The organism is Kosakonia sp. LAM2021, from assembly GCF_016620385.1.
In the GTDB taxonomy this organism is placed as follows: Bacteria; Pseudomonadota; Gammaproteobacteria; order Enterobacterales; family Enterobacteriaceae; genus Kosakonia; species Kosakonia sacchari.
Genome location: NZ_JAENHT010000014.1, coordinates 64,939 through 91,060 on the forward strand (window position 1 = coordinate 64,939; position 26,122 = coordinate 91,060).

19 protein-coding genes, 1 tRNA gene and 2 pseudogenes are annotated in these 26,122 nt (G+C 51.3%); 15 read left to right on the forward strand and 7 right to left on the reverse strand.

From position 1 onward, the window contains the following. Positions 1–308 precede the first annotated feature (308 nt). Positions 309–1,364, forward strand: a complete 1,056-nt coding sequence (dinB, locus tag JKP81_RS21620; RefSeq protein ID WP_200553337.1) for a DNA polymerase IV — start codon at positions 309–311, stop codon at positions 1,362–1,364. Between the two features lie 392 nt (positions 1,365–1,756). Here dinB and pepD read toward each other — a convergent pair whose 3' ends face one another. Continuing rightward, positions 1,757–3,214 (reverse strand): cytosol nonspecific dipeptidase, encoded by a 1,458-nt coding sequence (pepD, locus tag JKP81_RS21625; protein WP_200553339.1) that lies wholly within the window; start codon positions 3,212–3,214, stop codon positions 1,757–1,759. A 262-nt stretch (positions 3,215–3,476) separates the two neighbouring features. Between pepD and gpt the strand changes: the two genes are divergently transcribed. The 3 genes from gpt to crl all read left to right on the forward strand — a co-directional run bounded on the left by gpt (position 3,477) and on the right by crl (position 5,744). Continuing rightward, on the forward strand, positions 3,477–3,935 hold the full coding sequence (gene gpt / locus JKP81_RS21630) for a xanthine phosphoribosyltransferase (protein WP_010427903.1): 459 nt from the start codon (positions 3,477–3,479) through the stop codon (positions 3,933–3,935). 108 nt (positions 3,936–4,043) lie between these two features. Then, entirely contained in the window at positions 4,044–5,288 is a 1,245-nt protein-coding gene (gene frsA, locus JKP81_RS21635; protein WP_200553340.1) for an esterase FrsA, read from the forward strand. A gap of 57 nt (positions 5,289–5,345) precedes the next feature. Further along, complete coding sequence (crl, locus tag JKP81_RS21640; RefSeq protein WP_017458780.1) at positions 5,346–5,744, forward strand: sigma factor-binding protein Crl; 399 nt, start codon at positions 5,346–5,348, stop codon at positions 5,742–5,744. 140 nt (positions 5,745–5,884) lie between these two features. On the opposite strand, the gene phoE is transcribed toward crl, so the two are convergent. Next, entirely contained in the window at positions 5,885–6,988 is a 1,104-nt protein-coding gene (phoE, locus tag JKP81_RS21645; RefSeq protein WP_200553341.1) for a phosphoporin PhoE, read from the reverse strand. A 296-nt stretch (positions 6,989–7,284) separates the two neighbouring features. Here phoE and proB point away from each other — a divergent pair, with 296 nt between their 5' ends. The 5 genes and pseudogenes from proB to JKP81_RS21670 all read left to right on the forward strand — a co-directional run bounded on the left by proB (position 7,285) and on the right by JKP81_RS21670 (position 12,517). Next, on the forward strand, positions 7,285–8,388 hold the full coding sequence (gene proB, locus JKP81_RS21650; RefSeq protein ID WP_200553343.1) for a glutamate 5-kinase: 1,104 nt from the start codon (positions 7,285–7,287) through the stop codon (positions 8,386–8,388). An 11-nt stretch (positions 8,389–8,399) separates the two neighbouring features. Further along, positions 8,400–9,653, forward strand: coding sequence for a glutamate-5-semialdehyde dehydrogenase (gene proA / locus JKP81_RS21655; RefSeq protein WP_200553345.1), 1,254 nt, complete (start codon positions 8,400–8,402; stop codon positions 9,651–9,653). Between the two features lie 111 nt (positions 9,654–9,764). Continuing rightward, a tRNA-Thr gene (locus JKP81_RS21660) sits at positions 9,765–9,840 on the forward strand. A 163-nt stretch (positions 9,841–10,003) separates the two neighbouring features. Then, a complete protein-coding gene (locus JKP81_RS21665) occupies positions 10,004–11,200 on the forward strand; it encodes an integrase arm-type DNA-binding domain-containing protein (RefSeq protein WP_161590700.1) in 1,197 nt (398 codons plus the stop codon). A 273-nt stretch (positions 11,201–11,473) separates the two neighbouring features. Further along, a pseudogene (locus JKP81_RS21670) lies at positions 11,474–12,517 on the forward strand (IS3 family transposase). Between the two features lie 32 nt (positions 12,518–12,549). Here JKP81_RS21670 and JKP81_RS21675 read toward each other — a convergent pair. The 4 genes and pseudogenes from JKP81_RS21675 to JKP81_RS21690 all read right to left on the reverse strand — a co-directional run. Continuing rightward, positions 12,550–12,711 (reverse strand): annotated as a pseudogene (locus tag JKP81_RS21675) (arsenical resistance protein ArsH); the annotation flags it as partial. Between the two features lie 52 nt (positions 12,712–12,763). After that, positions 12,764–13,168 carry an H-NS family nucleoid-associated regulatory protein gene (locus JKP81_RS21680; RefSeq protein WP_161590702.1) on the reverse strand — a complete coding sequence of 135 codons (405 nt, stop codon included), beginning with the start codon at positions 13,166–13,168 and terminating at the stop codon, positions 12,764–12,766. Positions 13,169–13,719: 551 nt separating this feature from the next. Next, positions 13,720–13,947, reverse strand: a complete 228-nt coding sequence (locus JKP81_RS21685; RefSeq protein ID WP_096924194.1) for a hypothetical protein — start codon at positions 13,945–13,947, stop codon at positions 13,720–13,722. A 268-nt stretch (positions 13,948–14,215) separates the two neighbouring features. Then, on the reverse strand, positions 14,216–14,434 hold the full coding sequence (locus tag JKP81_RS21690; RefSeq protein WP_161590703.1) for a cold shock domain-containing protein: 219 nt from the start codon (positions 14,432–14,434) through the stop codon (positions 14,216–14,218). A gap of 277 nt (positions 14,435–14,711) precedes the next feature. Between JKP81_RS21690 and cspF the strand changes: the two genes are divergently transcribed. From cspF to JKP81_RS21700, 3 genes are all read left to right on the forward strand, one after another. Further along, positions 14,712–14,924 carry a cold shock-like protein CspF gene (gene cspF, locus JKP81_RS21695; protein WP_001446195.1) on the forward strand — a complete coding sequence of 71 codons (213 nt, stop codon included), beginning with the start codon at positions 14,712–14,714 and terminating at the stop codon, positions 14,922–14,924. A gap of 81 nt (positions 14,925–15,005) precedes the next feature. Then, positions 15,006–15,170, forward strand: a complete 165-nt coding sequence (locus JKP81_RS23680) for a YnfU family zinc-binding protein (RefSeq protein ID WP_213076230.1) — start codon at positions 15,006–15,008, stop codon at positions 15,168–15,170. A 155-nt stretch (positions 15,171–15,325) separates the two neighbouring features. Further along, positions 15,326–23,908 carry a GH36-type glycosyl hydrolase domain-containing protein gene (locus JKP81_RS21700; RefSeq protein WP_161590704.1) on the forward strand — a complete coding sequence of 2,861 codons (8,583 nt, stop codon included), beginning with the start codon at positions 15,326–15,328 and terminating at the stop codon, positions 23,906–23,908. A gap of 19 nt (positions 23,909–23,927) precedes the next feature. On the opposite strand, the gene JKP81_RS21705 is transcribed toward JKP81_RS21700, so the two are convergent. Further along, on the reverse strand, positions 23,928–24,161 hold the full coding sequence (locus tag JKP81_RS21705) for a hypothetical protein (RefSeq protein WP_004132711.1): 234 nt from the start codon (positions 24,159–24,161) through the stop codon (positions 23,928–23,930). Between the two features lie 153 nt (positions 24,162–24,314). Between JKP81_RS21705 and JKP81_RS23790 the strand changes: the two genes are divergently transcribed. The 3 genes from JKP81_RS23790 to lpxP all read left to right on the forward strand — a co-directional run bounded on the left by JKP81_RS23790 (position 24,315) and on the right by lpxP (position 25,953). Then, on the forward strand, positions 24,315–24,491 hold the full coding sequence (locus JKP81_RS23790; protein ID WP_213076229.1) for a YnfU family zinc-binding protein: 177 nt from the start codon (positions 24,315–24,317) through the stop codon (positions 24,489–24,491). Positions 24,492–24,570: 79 nt separating this feature from the next. After that, entirely contained in the window at positions 24,571–24,843 is a 273-nt protein-coding gene (locus JKP81_RS21710; RefSeq protein WP_170833537.1) for a hypothetical protein, read from the forward strand. A gap of 201 nt (positions 24,844–25,044) precedes the next feature. Beyond that, on the forward strand, positions 25,045–25,953 hold the full coding sequence (lpxP, locus tag JKP81_RS21715; RefSeq protein WP_161590705.1) for a kdo(2)-lipid IV(A) palmitoleoyltransferase: 909 nt from the start codon (positions 25,045–25,047) through the stop codon (positions 25,951–25,953). Positions 25,954–26,122 lie beyond the last annotated feature (169 nt).

The window sequence follows — 26,122 nt, forward strand, 5'->3', positions numbered from 1 at the left end:
ACGGCAAAAGAAGCCCAAAATTCAGACTATTCTGTTTTGGAGCGCCCACATTAGCATTACGGCATTTTTTCGCAAGCCCCAATCTACATCGTCTTTCACGCTGCCTTTTCATTGGCTTCGCTTTTGTCTCGCGTGAATAAGATTGAGGATTACGTATCAAACGCTTGGCCGAAAGCTGGCGACTATTATGCGAGTAAAAAGCCTGAATTGCCGCTTATATTCCTCTCTTTTCGCCGGATTTACGTGCTGGCTTCTCAATTGCTGTAAATGTGCTGTATACTTATCCAGTGTTCTGTGAGGGCGTACGCATGCGCAAAATCATACATGTTGATATGGACTGCTTTTTCGCGGCGGTAGAGATGCGCGATAACCCGGCCCTGCGCGATATTCCCATCGCTATCGGCGGTAGCCGGGTACAACGCGGCGTGATCAGCACGGCGAACTATCCGGCGCGCAAATTTGGCGTACGCAGCGCAATGCCAACAGCGATGGCGCTTAAACTCTGCCCGCACCTCACGTTGTTGCCCGGCCGTTTTGACGCTTACAAAGAAGCATCTAACCAGATCCGCGATATCTTCTCCCGCTACACTTCGCTTATTGAACCGCTCTCGCTGGATGAAGCCTACCTTGATGTTACCGATAGCCCGCACTGCCACGGTTCGGCGACGCTGATGGCGCAGGAGATTCGCCAGACCATTTTTAATGAAACCCAACTGACGGCTTCGGCGGGCGTTGCACCGGTGAAGTTTCTCGCCAAAATCGCCTCCGATCTCAACAAGCCCAACGGGCAATATGTGATTACTCCGGCTGATGTACCGGCGTTTCTGCGCACGTTACCGCTCGGCAAAATCCCCGGAGTGGGAAAGGTATCAGCGGCAAAACTGGAAACGCTGGGGCTGCGCACCTGTGAAGATGTGCAAAAAAGCGACCTGGCCGTGCTGCTTAAACGCTTTGGCAAATTCGGCCGTGTTTTATGGGAGCGCAGCCAGGGCATTGACGAGCGGGAAATTAACAGCGAACGGCTGCGTAAATCCGTGGGCGTGGAGCGGACGCTGGCGGAAGATATTCACAGCTGGGAAGAGTGCGAAGCGATTATTGAACATTTGTACCCTGAGCTTGAGCGGCGGCTGGCAAAAGTGAAACCGGATCTGTTAATTGCTCGTCAGGGAGTAAAACTGAAATTTAATGATTTCCAGCTTACGACTCAGGAGCATGTCTGGCCGCAGTTAAATAAAGAGGATTTACTGGCGACGGCGCAAAAAACCTGGAACGACCGTCGCAGCGGGCGCGGTGTCCGACTGGTTGGGTTGCATGTCACGCTGCTTGATCCTCAACTGGAACGCCAACTGGTATTAGGTTTATAAAAAATACGCTACGGATCTATTTCAAACTTCTTTATCCCCGACGTTTATTTCTCGTTACTGTAAAAGCATTTCACCATTCCCTGAAGTCTCTTTGTATTTCATATAGCCCCGGATTTCGTCTGCCGATCCCTTTTATTTGCTCACCTATAAAAGGAGATACGAGCAATTCTCTTTGCCGTCTCGCTTCGGAATACATTTCTGATAAACGGCTGGCAACCTTGCTGATTGCTCATTGTCTGCAACAAATAAAGGATGCTGAATACGCGAGGCTGAAATCGAAAGGTCGATTGTTTCACCAGCAGATTGAACGGGGAAACCTGTTTAAAGGAATGGCATTTAAGGCAGTGTAAAGTTCAGGAAAATGTCCGCGCCGGGCGGCGCGGACTACAGGCTTATTTCGCTGGAATCGCTTTCAGCAGCTCGGTCAGCAGGGTCCAGTAATGGCCTACGCTTTCGATATGCACTTGCTCATCGGGTGAGTGCGGGCCGGTAATGGTTGGCCCAATCGATACCATGTCCATGTCCGGGTATGGTTTTTTGAACAGACCACACTCCAGACCTGCGTGGATCACCTGAATGTTCGGGGTTTTGTTGAACAGACGCTGATAAGTTTCACGCACCAGCGCCATCACCGGAGAACGCGCGTCCGGCTGCCAGCCAGGGTAGCCGCCTTTCGGTGCGGTTTTCGCTCCCGCCAGCGCACCCAGTGACTCCAGCATGCTCACCACATAATCTTTGCCGCTATCTACCAGTGAGCGGATCAGGCAGATAATCTCGGCGTTGTCGTCTTGCAGCGTTACCACGCCCACGTTCAGCGAGGTTTCTACCACGCCTTTAGCGACATCAGAGTTGCGAATAACCCCGTTCGGCGTCGCGTTCAGCAGGCGCACAAACGTATCGCGCGAGGCGGTGGTCAGCGCGGCTTTATCGCTGCTTGCACTGTCCAGCAGTACCACCAGATTCTTCTCTTTGGCTTCCAACTCGTTTTTCAGGATTGCCTGATATTCGCTGGCCAGCGTTTTCAGCTGCGCGGATTTATCTGCCGGAACGGCGATAACAGCAATCGCTTCGCGCGGAATCGCGTTACGCAGCGTACCGCCAGTGAAATCGAGCAGACGCAGATCCAGCTCCTCTGCGTGGCCGGCCAGGAAGCGTGCCAGCAGTTTGTTGGCGTTACCTAAACCGACATGAATTTCGGCACCAGAGTGGCCGCCTTTCAGCCCTTTCAACGTCAGCTTAAAGGTTTCATACCCGGCGGGTACGGCTTCGCGGGAGAGTGGCAGGGTGGTGATAAAATCGATACCGCCTGCGCAACCCATGTAGATTTCACCCTCTTCTTCAGAGTCGGTGTTAATCAGAATGTCCGCCTGCAGCCAGTTCGCTTGCAGACCAAATGCGCCATCCATGCCCGCTTCTTCGGTCATGGTCAGCAGCACTTCCAGCGGGCCGTGTTCAACGCTGTCATCTGCCAGCACCGCCAGCGCGGAAGCCATGCCGATGCCGTTATCCGCGCCGAGTGTGGTACCGCGCGCTTTAACCCATTCGCCGTCTACATACGGGCGAATCGGATCGGTGGTGAAATCGTGTACTGTGTCGTTATTTTTCTGCGGCACCATATCAAGGTGTGCTTGCAGAACTACCGGCTTGCGGTTTTCCATGCCTGCGGTGGCTGGTTTACGGATCAGAATGTTGCCAACCTGGTCGCGCTCCGCATGCAACCCTTTTTCTTTCGCCCAGCTCATAATGTGCCCGGCGAGTTGTTCTTCATGGTAGGACGGGTGCGGAATAGAACAAATTTTGGCAAAAATATCCCACAGCGGCTGTGGTGATAGGTGAGACAGTTCAGACACGATGAGTCTCCTTACGAAGAGCCTGCGCAACGTACCTTGCAGGTCACAGGGTTAAATAAACGAACATCGCAAGCGTTGAGCTTGCGAGATGGCGTTGAGAATACCACTTTATTGCCGCGCTGCGAGCACCAGTGCGCGGAAAAAGCGCCGGTAATGCCGGGTAATACTGGTTTTTAGCGCTTCAGATCTCTATAATCTCGCGCAACCTATTTCCCCCTCGAATAATTTTTAAGCCGTTAAAACACAGGCTGGGACACTTCACATGAGCGAAAAATACGTCGTCACCTGGGACATGTTGCAGATTCACGCACGCAAACTGGCCGCCCGATTGATGCCTTCAGAACAATGGAAAGGCATTATTGCCGTAAGCCGTGGCGGTCTGGTGCCAGGCGCACTGCTGGCGCGTGAGCTGGGCATTCGTCATGTTGATACCGTATGTATCTCCAGCTACGACCACGACAACCAGCGTGAGTTGACCGTGCTGAAACGCGCAGAAGGTGACGGTGAAGGTTTTATCGTGATCGACGATCTGGTGGACACTGGCGGCACAGCTGTCGCGATTCGTGAAATGTATCCCAAAGCGCATTTCGTCACTATTTTCGCTAAACCGGCAGGTCGCCCGCTGGTTGACGATTACGTGATTGATATCCCGCAGGATACCTGGATTGAGCAGCCGTGGGATATGGGCGTGGTGTTTGTACCGCCAATCAGCGGCCGTTAATCCTGCTTCGAAACATTTGCTCACGCCCGGTTTTGCCGGGCGTTGTTCTTTTTAGCGCGCAACAGGTTACAATAACCGCCGGTGATAGATACATGGAGCCTGCGCGCAATGTCACAGCCCAATCTTAGCGAAACGTTATTCAAACCCCGCTTCAAGCACCCTGAAACTTCCACGCTGGTACGCCGGTTTAATCGTGGCGCGCAATCGCCGATCCTGTCGACTCTTGATGGCAAAAATGTGCCGCACTGGTATCGCATGCTCAATCGGCTGATGTGGGTCTGGCGCGGCGTGGATCCGCGAGAGATCCTCGAAGTGCAGGCGCGCATTGTGATGAGCCAGGCTGAACGCACCGACCCGGAGCTGTATGACACGGTGGTGGGTTACCGTAACGGCAACTGGATCTATGAATGGTCCGTACAGGCTATGTCGTGGCAGCAAAAAGCGATGCAGGAACCCGCGCCACAGATCAGTGGCAAACACTGGCTGCATGCGTCCAGTTTGTTCAGCATTGCCGCTTATCCTCATATTAAAGGTGATTCGCTCGCTGAGCAGGCGCAAGCGCTGGCGAACCGCGCGTATGAAGAGGCGGTGCAGCGTCTGCCGGGTGAGATCAAAGAGCTGCAGTTCGCTATTCCCGGTGGCACGCCGGTCACCGGATTTCTGCACATGCCGCCTGGCAATGGCCCGTTCCCGACGGTATTAATGTGCGGCGGGTTGGATAGCCTGCAAAGCGACTATTACACCCTGTTTGAACGCTATTTCGCGCCGCAAGGCATAGCGATGCTGACGCTGGATATGCCGTCGGTTGGCTTCTCTTCGAAGTGGAAATTGACGCAGGACTCCAGCCTGCTGCACCAGCATGCGCTGCAAGCGCTGCCGAACATTCCCTGGGTCGATCACACGCGGGTGGCGGCGTTTGGCTTTCGCTTTGGCGCGAATGTGGCGGTGCGCCTGGCATATCTTGAATCTTCGCGCCTGAAAGCAGTGGCTTGCCTTGGGCCAGTGGTGCATGCATTGCTGAGCGACCCGCAACACCAGGGACGCGTGCCGGAGATGTATCTGGATGTGCTCGCCAGCCGCCTGGGGATGCACGACGCTTCCGACGAGGCGCTGCGCGTGGAGCTGAATCGCTACTCGCTGAAAACCCAGGGTTTACTCGGCAGACGTTGCCCCACGCCGATGCTTTCCGGTTTCTGGCAAAACGATCCCTTCAGTCCGGAGGAGGAGTCGCGTTTAATCTCCTCGTCATCTGGCAACGGCAAACTGCTGGAGATCCCGTTTAATCCGGTTTATCGAAATTTTGATAAGGCGTTGCAACAAATAACCGGATGGATCAACCATCATTTCCGTTAATAGATTGATAAATTCTATCGGTTTGGTAAAACAGTTGCTTCACAAAAGGAGATCGCAATGACGTTACCGAGTGGACATCCGAGAAGCAGGTTGATTAAAAAGTTTACTGCGCTAGGGCCTTATATCCGCGAAGAGCAATGCGAAGAGAACCGTTTTTTCTTTGATTGCCTGGCAGTTTGCGTGAATGTTAAACCCGCGCCGGAAAAACGAGAGTTCTGGGGCTGGTGGATGGAAATGGAAGCGCAAGAGACGCGTTTTACCTACCGTTATCAGTTCGGCCTTTTTGATAAAGAAGGGCAATGGAAACCCACGGCAATAAAAGATCAGGAAGTTACCGATCGATTAGAGCACACGCTGCGCGATTTTCACGAACGTGCGAAAACCCTGCTGGCTTCACTTGAGCTGAAGCTGGAACCTGCCGAAAACTTCAAAGAACAATTGAAGCTCACCGCGTAATTCCCCGCATAAAAAATGCCCGATAGCTTGCGCTTATCGGGCCTGGCCGCAGTTTCCCGGCCTTTCACCTGAATCAGGTTAAATAAATGCCCTCTTGCGAGGGCATTCAATATAACGAGGGGTATTACAGTTACTGCAACTTAGAACTGGTAAGTCACGCCAACGGCAACAACGTCGTCGTCAGCCAGACCCAGCTTGTTGTCGTCTTTGAGCTGGTTGATTTTGTAGTCAACCATCGCCGAGAAGTTCTTGTTGAAGTAGTAAGTTGCGCCAACGTCGATGTAGTTAACCAGATCTTCGTCGCCAACGCCTTTTTCCAGGTCTTTGCCTTTGGTCAGGACATAACCCAGAGACGGGCGCAGACCGAAGTCGAACTGGTACTGGACAACCGCTTCGAAGTTTTCGGTTTTGTTAGCAAAGCCTGAACCCAGCCCGGTGCTCGATGCGGCAGATACAGGTGTCATGTTGTAAGCGACGCCGTACATGGTGGCGATGTACAGGTTGTTAGCGTCGTATTTCGCGCCGGTTGCCCAGGCTTCGGCTTTCTCGCCGCGACCAAACGCGGCGGTGTTCTGCGCGTTGGTGCGGTCAGAGTTCGCATATGCGCCAAGCAGGCTGAATGCGCTGCCGCCGAAGTTATAGGAGAGTGAAGTCCCCCAGCCGTCGCCGTTCTGTTTGCTGACAGCGCGGGTGGTGCTTTCGTTTTTACCCTGATACTGCAGGGTCATATTCAGGCCGTCGATCATGCCAAAGAAGTCGGTATTGCGGTAAGTTGCAACGCCATTGGTACGTTTGGTCATGAAGTTATCGGTACGGGTCATGCCGTCGCCGCCGAATTCCGGGAACATATCCGTTACGGAAGCCACGTCGTACAGCACGCCCAGGTTACGACCGTAGTCGATAGAACCAAAATCTTTGATTTTCAAACCAGCAAACGCCAGACGGGTTTTCTGGCTGGTCGCTGAGTTGTTGTTGTTGGTTTCGTCGTTGTTACCAGCAAATTCGGCTTCCCAACGGCCGAAACCGGTCAGCTGATCGTTAATCTGTGTTTCGCCTTTGAAGCCGAAACGCACGTAAGTTTTGTCACCGTCGTTGGTGGTATCGTCACTGAAGTAGTGCATGGCTTTCACTTTGCCGTACACATCCAGTTTGTTGCCGTTCTTGTTATAAACTTCGGCTGCGTGAACAGAAGAAGCTGAAGCGACAACGCTCATCACCATTAATGCCAGAGTGCTCTTTTTCATTTTGATTCCTGATTTGACTAACGCGCTAATATTCGCTGGGCATACGCCCCGTGAAAAACAGGAAGGGTTTTAACGCTGCGAAATTAAAGATTTATGACAAATTAAGAATATTTTTAAAAAGTTGTGTTTTTTTGTTCTTGCCATAAAAGTGTCAAATCCTGCCGCTACGCTTGCTGATCCCGCGCAACAAAAAAGTGAGCTGACAGCTCTGGCAGTTGGCAATCGCTCTGACTCCTGTTACAACGTCTGACGACGATTTACTTTCCTTATATTTCCTTAAAAAACGGCAGAGAATCATGAGTGACAGCCAGACGCTGGTGGTAAAACTCGGTACCAGTGTTTTAACGGGCGGTTCCCGTCGCCTGAACCGCGCCCATATTGTTGAACTGGTGCGCCAGTGCGCGCAGCAACACGCCGCCGGGCACCGAATTGTAATTGTGACGTCTGGCGCGATTGCCGCCGGGCGCGAGCATCTGGGCTACCCGGAACTCCCCGCGACTATCGCGTCAAAACAACTGCTGGCGGCAGTAGGGCAGAGCCGTTTGATTCAACTGTGGGAACAACTGTTTTCCATTTACGGGATTCATATTGGGCAGATGCTGCTGACGCGCGCTGATATGGAAGATCGTGAGCGTTTCCTCAATGCGCGCGATACGCTGCGTGCGCTGCTCGATAACAATATCGTGCCGGTAATTAACGAAAACGACGCCGTTGCCACCACTGAAATCAAAGTCGGCGATAACGATAACCTCTCGGCGCTGGCGGCGATCCTTGCCGGCGCCGACAAACTGCTGCTGCTGACCGATCAGCAAGGTCTGTTTACTGCCGATCCGCGTAGCAACCCGGATGCGGAACTGATTAAAGACGTTTACGGCATTGACGATGCGCTGCGCGCAGTAGCCGGAGACAGCGTTTCCGGCCTTGGTACGGGTGGTATGGGCACCAAGCTGCAAGCCGCTGATGTTGCCTGCCGCGCGGGGATCGACACCATTATCGCCGCTGGCAGCAAGCCCGGCGTGATTGGCGATGTCGTGGAAGGTATTTCTGTTGGCACGCGCTTTCACGCACAGGAGTCGCCGCTGGAGAGCCGTAAACGCTGGATCTTTGGCGCGCCGCCTGCCGGTGAAATCACCGTTGATGAAGGCGCAACTGCCGCCATTCTGGAACGCGGCAGCTCCTTGTTGCCCAAAGGGATTAAAAGCGTGACAGGCAACTTTTCCCGTGGTGAAGTGATCCGCATTCGTAATCTGCAAGGCCGCGATATCGCCCACGGTGTAAGCCGTTATAACAGCGATGCGCTGCGTCGCATTGCCGGGCAACATTCACAGCAGATTGACGCCATTCTGGGCTACGAATATGGCCCTGTCGCGGTGCACCGCGACGACATGATTACCCGTTAAGGAGCAGAAGTATGCTGGAACAAATGGGCATCGCTGCCAAAGCAGCGTCATACAAACTGGCATTGCTCTCCAGTCGCGAGAAAAACCGCGTGCTGGAAAAAATCGCTGATTATCTCGAAGCGCAGGCGGAAGAGATCCTGCTCGCGAACGAACAAGATCTGCTGGAAGCTCGCCGCAACGGGTTGAGCGATGCGATGCTTGACCGTCTGGCGCTCAATCCGGCGCGCTTAACCGCGATCGCCAACGATGTGCGCCAGGTTTGCAAACTGGCGGATCCGGTAGGCCAGGTGATTGACGGTGGGCTGCTGGACAGTGGCCTGCGCATTGAGCGCCGTCGCGTGCCGCTGGGCGTGATTGGTGTGATTTATGAAGCGCGTCCTAACGTCACGGTGGATGTCGCCTCTTTGTGCCTGAAAACCGGTAACGCCGCGATCCTGCGCGGTGGCAAAGAGACCTGGCGCACCAATGCCGCCACGGTAAAAGTTATTCAGCAGGCGCTGGAAGAGTGCGGCTTACCGGCCGGTGCGGTGCAGGCTATCGAAAGCCCGGATCGCGCGCTGGTGAATGAAATGCTGCGCATGGATAAATATATCGACATGCTGATCCCGCGCGGTGGCGCTGGTTTACATAAGCTGTGCCGCGAGCAGTCGACCATCCCGGTGATCACCGGAGGTATCGGCGTGTGTCACATTCTGGTTGATGATTCTGCGGAAATCGATCCGGCGTTAAAAATCATCGTTAACGCGAAAACCCAACGACCCAGTACCTGCAACACGGTGGAAACACTGCTGGTGCATCAGGGTATTGCGCAGCGATTCCTGCCCGCGCTGAGTAAGCAGATGGCGGAAAGTGGCGTGACATTGCATGCTGATGAACAGGCGTTGGCGCTGCTGCAAAATGGCCCGGCGAAAGTGGAAGCAGTGAAAGCGGAACAGTATGACGACGAGTTTTTATCGCTGGATCTGAATGTGAAAATCGTGGCAGGTCTGGATGACGCCATCGATCATATCCGCCAGCACGGTACCCAGCACTCTGATGCCATTCTTACGCGTACGTTGCGTAATGCAGACCGCTTTATCAACGAAGTGGATTCCTCTGCGGTGTATGTAAATGCGTCTACGCGTTTTACCGATGGTGGGCAGTTTGGCCTGGGGGCAGAAGTTGCGGTTAGTACGCAGAAGCTGCATGCGCGTGGCCCGATGGGGCTGGAAGCGTTGACGACTTACAAGTGGATTGGTTTCGGCGACGACACGATTCGTGCTTAATTGAAAAAGGGTGATGCAAAAGTAGCCGTTTGATTCCCAAGGGCATTGACGCATCACCCGCTTAGTTTTAACCTTCTACTCCGTGATTCACGCCCGTGAACATATTGCAGGGCCGATATAGCTCAGTTGGTAGAGCAGCGCATTCGTAATGCGAAGGTCGTAGGTTCGACTCCTATTATCGGCACCATTTCAAACTCTTCCCAGGTCTACCTAAATCAATTAAAAGCCCGTATACTGCGGTTTCTAGCCCGTATCTTATCTCCTGTTATCAACTGGATTCAACCGAAATCAAGTCGCAGTTGGGGGCATAAGTGGGGGCATTCTGTGTTCGGTCCAGGGAGATGCCCCCAATGAAACTTAATGCGAGACAGGTAGACGCTGCTAAACCCAGAGAGAAAGCCTATAAGCTGGCAGATGGTGCTGGCTTGTATCTTGAGGTTGTTCCCTCTGGTTCCAGATACTGGCGGATGAAGTATCGCTTCAATGGAAAAGAGAAACGTCTGGCTTTTGGTGTCTATCCGGCAGTGTCCCTTGCACAAGCGAGGGCACTACGTGATGAAGCCAAGAAAAAGCTGGCAGAAGGTATCGATCCATCGTTTGCCAAGAAAGAAGAAAAGTTGGTTCGCGATGTGCAGCTCAATAATACGTTTCAGGCTGTGGCACTTGAATGGCACGGAACGAAGGTGAGCCGGTGGTCAGAAGGCTATGCCTCCGACATTATCGAAGCCTTCAATAAAGATATTTTCCCTTATATTGGCCAACTGCCGGTGAATGACATCAAGCCTTTGGTTCTGCTGAATGTGCTATGTCGAATGGAAAGCCGTGGCGCGACAGAGAAGGCCAAGAAGGTTCGCCAGCGCTGCAGCGAAGTTTTTCGTTATGCCATCGTTACCGGCCGCGCGGAATACAATCCTGCGGCAGATCTAACCAGCGTGATGTCAGGACATAAATCGAAGCATTATCCCTTCCTTACCGTTGAGGAGTTACCAGACTTCTTTAAAGCTCTCGCAGGCTATACAGGAAGCCCGTTAGTTGTTCTTGCCGCTCGTCTGCTTATCCTTACGGGAGTTCGCACCGGCGAGCTTCGAGGTGCTTCCTGGAGTGAGTTTGATCTTGAGAAAGAGGTGTGGGAAATACCTGCAGAGCGTATGAAGATGAAACGGCCTCACCTTGTCCCCCTGTCTACCCAAGCGCTGGAAATCGTACAGCAGCTCAAAGTGATGTCTGGGCAATATCCTCTGGTATTCCCAGGGCGTAATGATCCCCGTAAGACGATGAGTGAAGCGAGCATTAATCAGGTATTCAAACGGATTGGATATACAGGAAAGGTTACGGGGCATGGCTTCCGCCATACGATGAGTACGATTTTGCATGAGGAAGGGTTCAATACAGCGTGGATTGAAACCCAGCTGGCTCACGTTGATAAAAATGCGATTCGTGGGACGTATAACCATGCGTTGTATTTGGAAGGACGTAGGGAGATGATGCAGTGGTATGCGGATTATATTGATAACATTGGAAAATATAAAATAATCATGGCCTTATGATACGAATCTTAAATTGGTTCTTTATTAGTAGGTAGTGTGAAATCTAAAGCTTAGCTCCTCCGTTTTGGAGGAGTTCAACCCCAGTAATTTTTTTGTACTGATTTACATTTGCGTCTGACTGTCTGTTTAGGTGCCAAAAGCGGAAGTTGGAGTTCCAGACGCCCTCTAAAAATAATGGTTCGTTTTGTAGGGACATTTACAGTAGCTATTTGATCCTACCCGCGGATAGTGGACACGCGACTAAGTGAGTAAACTCTCAATCAGAGGTGACTCATGACAAAACCAGTATCAACCAGCAAAAAGCCCCGTAAGCAGCACTCACCTGAATTCCGTCAGGAAGCCCTTAAACTGGCAGAGCGTATTGGTGTTGCCGCAGCAGCCCGCGAGCTCAGCCTGTATGAATCTCAACTGTATGCCTAGCGCAGCAAACAACATCAACAAATGACCTCGTCGGAGCGTGAAAGTGAACTGGCTGCTGAAAATGCACGTCTCAAGCGGCAACTGGCGGAGCAGGCTGAGGAACTCGCTATTCTCCAAAAGGCCGCGACATACTTCGCGAAGCGCCTGAAATGAAGTATGTCTTTATCGAAAATCACCGGGCAGAGTTCAGTGTCAAAGCCATGTGTCGTGTGCTTCGGGTTGCCCGCAGCGGTTGGTATGTCTGGTGCCTGCGTCGCCATCAGATAAGCCCACGCCAACAGTTCCGGCTCATGCTGTTCGTCAGGCATTCACTGAGGCAAAACAGCGTTATGGTTCGCCTCGTCTTGCTGACGAACTGCCGGAATACAACATCAAAACCATTGCCGCGAGCCTGCGTCGTTAGGGACTGCGGGCGAAAGCGACCAGCAAGTTCAGCCCGGTCAGTTACCGTGAGCACGGCTTGCCCGTGTCAGAGAACCTGCTGAAACAGGATTTTTACGCCAGTGGCCCAAACCAGAAGTGGGCAGGTGACATCACGTACCTGCGCACGGACGAAGGCTGGCTGTGCCTGGCGGTGGTTATTGATCTGTGGTCGCGAGCCGTCATCGGCTGGTCAATGTCATCGCGTATGACAGCACAACTTGCCTGCGATGCACTGCAAATGGCGCTGTGGCGGCGTAAACGGCCGCAAAATGTCATTGTTATGACAATGCCTGTGTGGAAAGCTTCTTTCATTCGCTGAAAGTGGAATGTATTCACGGAGAACACTTTACCAGCAGAGAAATAATGCGGACGACGGTGTTTAATTATATCGAGTGTGACTACAATCGCTGGCGTCGCCACAGTGCGTGTGGCGGTCTTAGCCCGGAACAATTTGAAAACCAGAACCTCGCTTAGGGCTGTGTCCACATTACGTGGGTAGGATCACATTATATATTGTCCTGATTAACACGGGATGAAAGCTCCTGATGGCTCTTTTTTTGCTCGCTGTAACGGTCTGCAAGATAAACGGTTTGTCCCTTAAGCAGCACTGTGATTTTAAACAGCTTCTCGGCTATATCGACGGAACTAAATGTTTCTCGACTATTCTCTAAGGCAACTTGCGGCCTACACAAAAAAGAGCCGGGTTATACCCGGCTCTTTTTAGCTGATTTCAAAATCTTTTAATTCCCCACCTTCAGCAATCAGATTTGAGATCCGCTTCGGCATTCGCCCCTGACCTGACCATGTTTTTGACTCTCCAGTTTCGTCAGTATATCGATACTTCGCGGGGCGGGGGGAGCGCGTCCTTTTAATCTTACCCGGAGAGCCAACAACAGCCATAAGTTCGGATGGGTCGATACCCTCATCAAGCATCATCTGACGAAGTGATTCCAGTTTATCGCGGCGCTGACTTTCATTTGCAAGACGTAATATCTCTTCTTCTCGTCGTTCTATAAGAATAATTTTAAACTTTTCCAGAACATCTTCCAGTACATCTAATGACATTTCACGAGTCTGGGAACGTAAGGTACGGATATTATTTAACTGTGTGAGAGCATCTGACATAAAGAGACCTCTTAAAGTTTCAGCAAATACCAATGTCGACGGTTGCTCATCAACCCGATTTTTCTTACTGAGAATTTTAATCCGATTGGTACAAATTGTTATTAACTAGGTTTAGACTACTGATATAAATCTCTTATCGCAAGACAAAACTAAGAAGAATGTGCAAGAACTAAATTCTAACTCTTACGAAATGTCCATGCATTTTTGAAGGTACTTAAAACTATGATGCCAGGAGCCATCCGGAGAGCCTTTTTATACCCTCCTAACCTATTGCTTCAGTCATACCTGAAGAGCTTTAAATCAGGAGAGACAGCGCCGCCACTTAGCAAGGTTTTTCACAAATGGCAAGATGGCATGCAGGGGAGAGACACCTGCATTTTGTCAGAGGGTAGCGAATTACTCTCTCTTTATAGAGGTGTTTCTAAAAAATTGTAATGTAAAAAAAGCCTGCTGTTAGCAGGCCATAAATGTTTTTTACTCATTTTTTGTTCGATTCTGATAAATAGGGTAAGCATGCAATTAAACATGGAGCAGAGAGCATGACAAAAATGCTATAAATACTTCCTGACTGCATCAAGTATCTCCTGTGACGTTAACTCCCTGTCAGTAGCCACGTAAACAATACCATGATCGCCAGTTAAAGAAGGAAAACCTGCAGACATAATCCGAAGGTGTGTTTCTTCACCGTTTGGATATTCCTGCCTGATAGAGGATATACCTTCCAGAACGGTCATGACTTTACAGGATTCAGCATTAAAGAAAACAAGGACTTTAATCATATTCTATTACCCTGTTCTCTCGTGGATATTAACTGGCAGATGCCATTAAGGTCAAAGCCATTACGCACTTCTTATTTAACATGTGGTTAGTTTGTGCTTTTAGACTTTTTATGCAGTAGTACTGCACTTCATCACATCGGTTAGCATACTCATAATTTTGAAAAATATGCTGATCAGATATTATGAATAAACGACTTTCATCTGATTTAAGTTATGGGTCTGTCTACTCAGGAATAATCCTTCATCGTTATCGCAGACCCACAATGATTTATTTATCGCAAAGTGTTACGTTTGCAGCAGCAGGACCCTTGTCTCCGCGGTGAATGGCGAATTCAACTTTCTGACCTTCAAATAAAGTTTTAAAGTTGTCGCCATTAAGTGCAGACAAATGGACAAAGATATCTTTGCTGCCATCAAAAGGAGAGATGAAGCCAAAACCTTTGTCTTCGTTAAACCATTTAACCAGGCCCATAATTCTAGAGGTCATACTGACTCCGTTATACATGATTGTATTGATAGTAAACGTATAAGATAAACATATGGACTCAAAAGAGGGGATATCAACGATAGCGCCTGGTAATGAGAACTGCCCGGAAAATTTCTAACTTTCATTAGTACATCGAACAGATGGGATTCATTAAGGCACAGGGAATCGATATAAGCAAATTATCTTTTAGCCGTCCAGAGGTCCTGTAGGGAAAATAAAAGTGGCTGAATGCCATTTTCAATGTATAGTCTTTAAGTGTTTTCAATAAGGAATTGACTTGTCCCATAAAATGACAGGAATTGTCAAAAGCTTTGATATTCTTAGTGGTAAAGGCCTCATCATCCCATCTGATGGACGAAAAGACGTTCTGCTTCACATTTCAGCCGTTAACTCTCGCGAATCAGAATTACTCATCCCTGGAAGTCGCATAGAGTTTTGCCGGATAAACGGTCTCAGGGGGCCTGTGGCTGCGAACATTTATCTTTCCTGATTTTCAGTGTGTCAAAATAGATAGATTAAAACTTAACCACATGTGGTACGGTGAAGCTCATTCATTGAAAGGTTAATGGTTATGTCTGTTATCAATTACGCAATGAAATTCTTCAGCAGTGCGTCTACTGCCACTGCTGCCTGTCCTGTTTGTGGCTTAAAATCAGTACAACCGTTGTCAAAAATCCGGCTCAACCAGACAATGCTTTGCCCCGGATGTAAGGCTCTGTTTATCTCCCGACGCTAGCTCGACCAAAACCGCAGAACAGAGCTCATGTCCTATACTTATGTTAGATTCCGGCAGCTGTTAAATCCCTGATGCCTGACGCCCATCCTGAGAGAACGTTTCTGAACTGATTTCGCAACTGCTCCTGCGCGCTAACGTCGCATCAGAGCAATGCTATGAAAATGATCCCCAGAGCGTGGTTTAACCGCTCCCGTATTCTGATGAATGCTGCCGAAAACATAACGTTTTCGGCGAACGATCCTGCCGGTGAAAGCTCGCCGCGGTCAGAACTCTTTTCGACCGTCCAGATGGAACGCTACGGCCAGAAGCTGGCGCGGACTCATAAAGTATCACCGGATAGGCATCCTTATTATCTTCTGAAACGGCTTGGCGACAATGAGGCCGTCATTACCCAAAACTGCTATGAGCTTAACGCGGGTAAAAAGACCAGTATCATGCCCGCCGGTGAATGGCTGCTGGACAATTATTATCTGATTGAGGAACAAATCCGCACTGTCCGCCAGCATCTGCCGAAAAGCTTTGGCAAAGGTCTTCCGTCGCTTGTATCGCCGTTGAATTGCCCACGAATTTATCATATTGCATCAGAGGCCATTGCTCACGGCGATGGCCGCTGGGATGCAGCCAGCCTGACCAGCTATCTTACTGCCTATCAACAGGTGACGCCGCTGACGCTGGGTGAAGTCTGGGCGTTACCGGGAATGCTGCGCCTTGCGCTGATTGAAAATCTTCGTCGTATCAGTATGGAAGTGATAAAAGCGCAGCAGGACAGAAACCTTGCTGATACGTGGATAACAAGGATTGTCGAATGCGCAGAGAGCGCGCCTGGTGATTTAATCATGGTGGTTGCCGATATGGCGCGCTCCCGACCTCCGTTAACCAGTGCGTTTGTCGCAGAGCTGGTGCGGCGCCTGCAGGGGCATGGCAACGCGCTGTCGTTACCTCTGACCTGGGTTGATCAGTGCCTTCGGGAACAGGGGATCACCACTGACGTTCTCATACATAGTTTCAATCAGCAGCTTGCCGCCAGCCAGCTGTCCGTCAGTAACAGCATCGCGGGCCTGCGTTTATTGAGTGAAACGGACTGGGCTGATTTCGCCGAAACGATAAGCGTTGTCGAACAGGCATTACGCAATGATCCTGCCGGCATCTATCCCCGGATGCACTTCAATACCCGGGATCATTACCGGCACGTAGTTGAGGTTCTGGCCAGAGACAGCGGTCTCAGCGAGCCTGAGGTTGCTGAGAAGGCGCTGGCGTTTTCAGAGGAAAAAGCGCCTGATACACCGGAACATCATGTTGGTTATTATCTTGCGGGCGAAGGTCGACAGGCGCTGGATATTCATCTCCTAGCAGACGCCTCAAGGCTCATACGCTTGCGGCACAGTTTCAACAGAATAACCCTGCTGTCATGGCTTGGAAGCCTGGCGTTGCTGACAACCGCAGCGACCGCAGCAATATTGCACGAAACCGCCATGCAGGGCGCAGACTGGCTATTGATCGCGGTGATATTACCTCTGATTATCGCATTAACTCAGTTAATGAGCGATTTGCTCAGTGATGCAACCACCCGTTTTCGCGTTCCTCGACCCTTGCCGGGGATGGATTTTTCAGCCGGTATTCCCGCTGACAGTGCCACCATGTTAGTCATTCCCTGCATGTTGACCAGCCACGAAAGTTTCAGCCAGCTCCTCACCAGTCTTGAAGTCTGCTGGTTGGGGAATGAAAACGAAAATCTCAGGTTCGCGCTGCTCACTGATTTTGCTGATTCTGAAAATGAACCCTCGCCGGAAAGTCACGCGCTGCTCAGACAGGCTATCGCCGATACGCAGGCGCTTAATCGCCGCTACCCCTCCGGCCGACCACGTTTTTATCTGTTACATCGCCAGCCTGAATGGAACCCCTCGGAAGGAGCGTGGATGGGCTATGAACGCAAGCGGGGAAAACTGGCGTTACTGAACAGCTGGTTGCGCCATCCCGGAACGCAATTCGTCAGCGTTGCAGAGATGCCTGCCCACCTTTTACCGGGTCACATAAAATACGTCATTACCCTGGACAGCGATACGGTGCTCCCGCGCGATACGGCACACAAACTCGTCGCGACGATGGCGCATCCGCTGAATACGCCTGAGTATGATCCGGTACGCCAGAGGGTTGTCAAAGGATTCGGTATTTTACAGCCCGGTCTTGCGGAGGAGATACCACGCAACGGTCAGGGGCGTTACGCAGCCCTGCGCAGCAGCGTACCGGGCAATAACCCTTATTCGATGATGTCTTCGGATATTTATCAGGATCTCTTTGGGGAAGGCTCGTTTGTAGGCAAAGGGATTTACGATGTTGATATTTTTATGCAGGCCACTACCAACATCTGCCCGGAAAATCTGGTACTCAGCCACGATCTGCTTGAAGGATGCTATGCACGTTCGGGTCTGCTGAGCGAGGTGTTACTCTACGAACAGTACCCTAATAATTATCTGTCGGATGTTGCACGACGTTCACGCTGGATCCGGGGTGACTGGCAACTGCTTAACTGGCTAAAACCACGCGTCAGAAAAGCCGATGGAACCCGGGTCAGGAATCCGCTGACCGCGCTTTCTTACTGGAAATTACTCGATAATCTACGTCGCAGTCTGGTCGCCCCCTCCTTACTGATATTGCTGTTTTTCGCTCTGCTTTGGGTACCCAATCCGGTTTACTGGCTGGGCATACTGTTGCTGATATGGCTGTTGCCAGCCATCCTCTGCATTAGCCATGACCTTCTGCATAAACCTCTGCGTCGCCGCGTGAAGCCGCATCTGTTACTGGTGGGGGCGGGCGCGCTAAAGCGTCTGTCAGGTATCAGCCTTAATTTTGCGATACTGCCGCACGAAGCCGGATATTCGCTGAAAGCGATCGCCGTGACGCTATGGCGACTGGGGATAAGCAGGCGTCACCTCAGCCAGTGGGTCAGCCATAGCCAGGACAGCAGTCAGGCCAGACCCACTGTTGCACGTTTTTATCAGGCAATGTGGCTGAACGTTGCCGGTGGCGTGGCGCTGACAATACTGACCGGACAATTTGCCCCACAGCTGCTGGGGATTGCGTTACCGATCGGTTTGGTATGGTGTGTGGCACCGCTGCTGATGAGCTGGCTGAGTCGCCAGCCCGTGCGTAAGGTTTTTTCGCCTAATCAGGAACAAAAACAGCTGTTACGCCAGACAAGCCGTGAAATCTGGGCTTTTTTTGAAACATTTGCCACAGCAAAAGAGAACTGGCTTCCGCCTGATAATTATCAGGAAATACCACAACCGACGGTGGCACACCGAACTTCTCCTACCAATATTGGTCTTTCACTTATGGCTAACCTGACGGCATGGGACTTTGGCTACCTGCCTGGCGGAGAGGTGCTCCGGCGCGTGTCGCTCACGCTCGACACGATGGATCAAATGGAGCACTACCGGGGCCATCTCTACAACTGGTATGACACCCGTACGCTGGTCCCCCTAAGTCCACGTTATATCTCCAGCGTCGACAGCGGCAATATGGCCGGGCATTTATTGACCCTGCGTGCAGGCCTGTCCGCCATGCGTCATCAGCCTGTTTTAAGCAACCAACAGATACTGGCAGGACTGAACGATACGCTGGATATTCTGGAAAAACAGTGGGGTAAGAACCCACCTGACAGCCTGAGACTGCTGCGCAAGCATTGCCTGAACGCGGTGTCGCTCTCTCCGCAGGCGCTTTTCAGCGAACTGAAAAGCATGCGCACCCAGTGCAACCATCTGACCAGCGCATGTCATCAGGGATCTCCTCTTCAGATGCGCTGGGCTGGACATCTGGAGCATCAACTGGTTCAGCTTTGCCATGAGTGGTCTCTGTTGCTTGGCTGGTTGCCTGCATCCTGGAATGAACAGACGCTGCCGACGCTGAGTGAGCTTGCCCGTCCGACATTAACCGGTCCAGGAACGCCTCCGGCGTCAGTGGCGGAGCAGGCCCGAATGCGACTCAATATTATCACCGAGCTGGAACAGCGGCTGGATGAGCATGCCCGGATGGATTTCGCCTTTCTGTACAGTGAAGCAACCAGTCTGCTCAGCGTCGGTTATAACTGTGACACCAATATGCCTGACAAGAGCCACTACGATCTCCTGCCGTCTGAAATCCGCCTGACCAGTTTTCTTGCCATTGCGACTAATCAGCTGCCTCTTAAAAGCTGGTACGCGCTGGGTCGATTGTTTACCACGATTGATAATGAAACTGCCCTGATGTCATGGAGCGGATCCATGTTTGAATATCTGATGCCGAATCTGGTGATGCCCACCTGGCCCGGCAGCCTGCTCGATGAAATGAGTCAGTCGGCGGTTATGCGCCAGATTCACTGGGGGAAAGAACGCGGGGTACCATGGGGTGTTTCAGAGTCTGGCTATCATGCTTTTGATGTTCAGCATAATTATCAGTATCAGGCATTTGGCGTACCGGGGCTCGGTCTACGCAGGGGACTTGCCGATAACATGGTTGTTGCTCCTTACGCCACGCTGCTGGCGCTGATGGTTTCCCCACAGAGAGCCTGTGAGAACCTGTTCAGGCTGCAAAAAAATGGTGCACGCGGAGAATACGGTTTTTATGAAGCGCTGGACTATACCCCCTCACGTCTTGCAACCGGTCAGCTCTATGCGGTGGTACAGTCCTGGATGGCGCATCACCAGGGTATGGCATTTCAGGCGCTGGCTCATGTGCTGCTTGACGCCCCCATGACTGAACGCTTTATGTCCAGCACGGTATTCCGGTCAGCGAGTCTGCTGTTACAGGAGCGTGTGCCGGATGCGGTCGATCTGTACAGTCCGCGCCGTCATTTTGAATCTCATGAGGGCATGGTCAAACCCGTTCGCTATGAACCCCGTATTTTCTATAGCGTGGATACCCCCGCCCCGGATATTCAACTCCTGTCCAACGGCCATTATCATCTGATGTTGACCGCGGGCGGCGGTGGTTACAGTCGCTGGAATGATATTGCACTAACGCGCTGGCGCAGTGATACCACCCGTGATAACTGGGGAGCATTCTGCTACATCCGCGATACCCAGACGGGAGATGTGTGGAGCAATACCTGGCAACCAACAGGCTACACCAGCGGACAAGACGAGGAAGTGTTGTTCACCGATGCGGGGGCAGAATTCAGACGCAGCTTAGGGGGACTCAGCGTCAAAACTCAGGTGGTGATCTCTCCGGAGGATGATGTTGAATTGCGACGGCTCACACTGATTCATCGTGGTCGTAAGCCTCGCTCTCTGGAGCTGACAACCTATGCTGAAGTGGTACTGGCACCTGATGCCAGCGATCTGGCACACCCGGCATTCAGCAATTTGTTTATTCAGACTGAGCTGGCTCCTGAGCGTGACGCTATTCTTTGCCACCGGCGCCCGCGCTCACCGGATGAACCGGGCTCTTGCCTGTTTCACATGATGGTGGTGCACGGCGATAACCGACATAACGTGTCGTTTGAAACGGACAGGGCAAGGTTTATTGGACGTGGCAGAAACCCTGCGAATGCACAGGCAATAGAGACGGGAGGGATGCTAGGCAACACGTCGGGCTCGGTGCTGGATCCGATACTGGCAATTCGCAACGCCATCATTCTGCAGCCGGGGCAGCCGGTTACGATTGATATCATTTATGGCATCAGCGAGACCCGTCAGCAGAGCCTGGCGTTGCTGGAGAAATATCGCGATTACCCTATCGCCGATCGCGTCTTTGAACTGGCCTGGTCTCACAGTCTGGTGGTATTGCGCCAGATGAACGCCAGTGAAGATGATGCCACGTTGTTCAATAGTCTCGCCAGCGCTGTGCTTTACCCTGTCCAGGAGCTGCGCGCCGAAGGCCACGCGATCGGCCGCAACCGGCGTGGCCAGTCCGGACTGTGGGGCTGGGCAATTTCAGGGGATCTGCCGATAGTGCTGCTGAGTATAACCAGCGAGGAAAGTATCACCTCAGTGACCACACTGATTCAGGCACACCGTTACTGGAGACAGAAAGGGCTGGATGTTGATTTGGTCATCCTGAATAACAGCCCCGGCGGCTACCAGCTGGGATTACAAAATCAGATTATGGAGTTAATTTATGCCGGGTCTGAAGCCAGTCTGCTGGATAAAAAGGGCGGGCTTTTTGTCCGGAACGGTGAGCATCTCTCCGCTGAGGATAAGTTGCTTTTGATGAGCGTGGCCTGTCTTTATCTTGATGACCGCGCAGGGGGTATTAATGAGCAGCTTAACCAGCGTATTCATACCCTGAAATCGCCGGCAAGGGCATTCATTCCGCGTGCTGTGCGCGAGCGTAATCAACATACGGACTGGAGCCCTGATACCAGTCAGTTATGCCATTTCAATGGGTACGGTGGATTTTCTCAGGATGGGCGGGAGTATCAGATCGTCCTTCGGGAAAATGCGCTTACACCGGCTCCCTGGTCGAACATACTGGCAAATTCTCGTTTTGGCTGTGTGATCTCAGAGGCAGGGCAGGCCTATACCTGGTATGAGAATGCCCATGAATACCGGTTGACGCCGTGGGAGAACGATCCGGTGAGCGATCGCAGCGGCGAGGCATTTTACCTGCGCGATGAAGAGAGCGGGGAGTGCTGGTCGCCGACGGCTTTACCTGTTCGCGGACACGGTGATTACCTGACCCGCCATGGTTTTGGCTACAGCGTTTTTGCCCATCGTGAGAGTGGTATAGACAGCGAGTTGACGGTCCTGGTTGCTGAAGAAGATCCGGTTAAACTGGTGCTCCTGACGCTCAGCAACTCTTCGGGACGGACACGTCAACTTTCCGTCACAGGCTATGTAGAGTGGACGCTCGGAGAAACACGAACGCGCTCAGCCCCTCACATTGTGACACATGTGGCCAGAACGCCCGGCGGCTGCGGGGTGCTTGCGAATAACTTTTATGGTGATAATGGTGGCGGCCGAACTGCATTTTTTGCCGTCAGCGGTAATGACTGTTCTCTGACAGGGGATCGCCGGGAGTTTATTGGCCGTAATGGTTCCCTTCACGCCCCTTCGGCCATGAAACTGCAAAAGCTTTCTGGTAAGACGGGGGCCGGTCTGGATCCCTGCGGAGCGGTGCAATCGGCGGTTACATTAATTGACGGGGACCAGAGGACGTTTATTTTTATCCTCGGCGCAGAGGAGAATGATGTTTGTGCTCAGGAGACGCTGGCCCGCTACATGAACGAGGATACGGTCCGCCAGGAGCTGAACCGGATTCATAATCACTGGCACAATGTTCTCGATAAAATCGTAGTTAACACCCCCGACACGTCCGTAAATTTACTGGTTAATGGCTGGCTGTTGTATCAGACGGTCGCCTGCCGTCTTATGGCTCGGAGTGGCTACTATCAGTCTGGCGGTGCATTTGGTTTTCGCGATCAGCTGCAGGATACGCTGGCTCTGAGCCACGCTGCTCCGGACCGGATGCGTGAACAGATAATACTCTGTGCATCACGGCAGTTTATCGAGGGGGATGTGCAGCACTGGTGGCACCCGCCACACGGCAACGGTGTGCGTACCCGCTGTTCCGATGACTATCTTTGGCTGCCGCTTGCTGTTTGCCACTATGTTGAAACGACGGGGGATATGGATGCACTGGAAATACGCATTCCTTATCTGGAGGGACGCTCGCTTCAGCTTGGTGAAGAGTCTGTCTATGACACGCCGGTCATCAGCGGCACCGAAGAGACACTCTGGTTACACTGCGTCAAAGCTATTCACTATGGACTTCGCTTCGGGGAGCATGGCCTGCCGCTGATGGGGGCTGGTGACTGGAATGACGGTATGAACCGGGTGGGTATCGAAGGCAAAGGTGAAAGCGTCTGGCTGGGCTTCTTCCTGTACGACATTTTGCAGCGGTTTGCAGCGCTGGCGGAGCGCAGGCTGGATGAAAGCGTCGCCGCGATGTGCCGTTCACAGGCTCTGCGCCTGCAAAGTAATCTCGAAGCCCACGCCTGGGATGGGGAATGGTACCGGCGCGGGTATTTTGACGATGGTACTCCCCTGGGATCGAAAACCTCACAGGACTGCCGGATTGATGCGATTGCGCAGAGCTGGTCTGTGTTGTCCGGCGCCGCGAGCCCGGGACGGTGCGCAAAGGCCATGCAGGCGCTGGATAAGCACCTTGTGGATAACGAAGGAGGGCTGATCAAACTGTTAACGCCTCCTTTCGACGGACACGGTCCAAATCCGGGCTACATACAGGGGTACCTGCCCGGCGTGCGGGAAAACGGAGGGCAGTATACGCATGGCGCCATCTGGGCAGTGATGGCCTTTGCCCGAATGGGGAATGCCGAACGAGCCTGGCAACTCTGGTCAATGCTCAGCCCTATAAATCATACCCTGAATGCGGACTCTGTCGGGATTTATAAAGCTGAGCCTTATGTCATGAGTGCTGATGTCTACAGCGTCGCTCCCCATACCGGACGTGCAGGGTGGAGCTGGTATACGGGTTCCGCAGCCTGGGCCTGGCGTTTACTTACCGAGGAATTACTGGGGATAAAACGTTCCGGCAATGACTTTAGTGTTCATGCCAGGTTACCGGATGAGTGGTCGTCTTTTTCTATGGCATATCAATATGGTGAAAGCCATTATCAGATTAGTGTTTCACGCGGCGATGCAGAATATTGCGTGACGCTGGATGGTGTTCTCCTCCCTGATGACAGAATACCGCTGAAGGATGATGGACAAAACCATACGGTTGAGATCATTCAGAACTGACACTGATCCCGGAGGTGCATTAACGTCTGCCGTTAATGCGCTGATTATCCCTGAGAACATCAATCGCAGTCTGCATGGCGATTTTGTCATCCCGCCTTTTTTGTTTGTCCTGCATGACCTGAAGGTATTCCAGCAAGGTGCGGGTATTAATCGGCCGGCCCTGTTTACCCACAGCCAGCACGGCTTCGCCAAGAATAATTTTCACAGGCGGTAATTGTGCCGGATACCAGTCAAGGGTGTCTTCTGATTTCATCTTAAATTTCTCACGGAAGGGTAGTGTATCATAAATAAGACGTTCAATTTTCAATATCTGATATCCTGATTCAGACACAACTTAACATAACTTATGCCAGTTATTTTTATATTAAAGCGTATAATAATTACTCTATTCCTCAGAGAATTATTTATGTCTTATACAAATGGGCTCAGGTATTTTAAAGAAAGACCGGTGCATGTTGCCTGCCCGGTATGTGCACACAGAGCCGATCAGAAAGCAGGTAAACTAAGAAAAGATGCGGTTCTTGAGTGCCCTGCCTGCGGACTGTTGTTCAGACCTTCAGAATGCTGGTGTATCGGCGGCTGATCAGCTTCTGCCACGTAACGTCAGTGATGTCGGAAAATGACAACATTCCTCCTGTACTGCTGTTGTCGAGGGTATGATAATGAAATCTAAAAAATCTGTTTTTATTGAAGGGCATATCATGTCGAACAGCTGTCACGGACAGGCTGGCCAACCTTTCTGTATTCACCGGGTCAGGTTTAGTAATGGTAAATATGCGATTATTCGGGTGGCATCCGGGATATGTTTCAAACCAGGCGAAATTATTCAACGAAACGATTGTGAGTGGTTTTATAAACTTACCAAAATTCGGCTTCTTTCTTTTGAGTACCTTGATGATGATGAATCAAGAAGACAATTCCTTGAGTATCAATGATAAAACCATGGATTTATAACAGAATAAATTTGCTGGCTTACAATTCACCCCTGGCTCTTTAAATTATTCACCAGTCATTGGAAAATATTTTTCCTGAATTTAGATGAATTTAAATTATCTAAAACAAAATGTATCGCTAAAGACGAATTGCCTCATTGTTTTCCTTTTGCGTTATAACCTTCATTAGCATTAAGGAAATTTATGGCACAGACTTTTACTCATAATTTACTTCTTCCTCGCCACTGGCTTACCTGGTCTGGTTTGGGTCTGCTGTGGCTTCTCGTTCAACTTCCTTACCCGGTTTTACATATTCTGGGCTCTGGCCTTGGAAAAATATCCAGACCCTTTCTGAAACGTCGGGAACGGATTGCGATTAGAAATATCGAACTGTGCTTTCCCGAGATGACACCGTTTGCCCGGAGCCAGATGGTCAATAAAAACTTTGTTTCTCTCGGGCTGGGACTGATGGAAACAGGAATGGCCTGGTTCTGGAGCGATGCGAGAGTCAAAAAATGGTTTGATGTCGAAGGGCTTGAAAACCTGACCGGTGCGACGAGAGGAGTAATGGTTGTCGGGATTCATTTTATGTCCCTTGAGTTGTGTGGAAGAGTAATGGGGTTATGCCATCCTATGATGGCAACATATCGCCCACACAATGATCCATTAATGGAATGGGTACAGACAAAAGGGCGTATGCGTTCAAATAAGGCTATGATTAATCGACGTAATTTATCAGGTTTTGTTCATGCGCTAAAAGCAGGTGAAGCCGTTTGGTTTGCACCAGACCAGGATTATGGGTCTAAAGGAAGCGTTTTTGCACCTTTTTTCTCGGTAAAAAAAGCAGCCACGACGAACGGAACGTATGCTCTGTCAAAACTCGCTGGTGCACACTTGATCACACTTAGCATGATTCGACGTAGCGATAAAAAAGGTTATCACATGTATATCAGCAATCCGTTGTCAGGCTATCCAGGGGAAGACAAGATCGCCGCAGCGGCTTATATGAACAAGATCATCGAGCGTGAAATTCTCCGTGCCCCTGAGCAATACCTGTGGATGCATCGCAGGTTCAAAACGCGTCCTGAAGGCGAAGTCTCTTTATACAAATGAACCACTCTACTTGTCATGAGCCAGAATCTGTCTTTCTTGCCACTGCGTATTGAATCGCCACGGGTTTAACAGACACCTCAGAGTCATTTAAGATGGCTTAAAGAGAGGTGCCCATGAGCGGTAAGCGTTATCCCGAAGAGTTTAAAACTGAAGCAGTCAAACAGGTTGT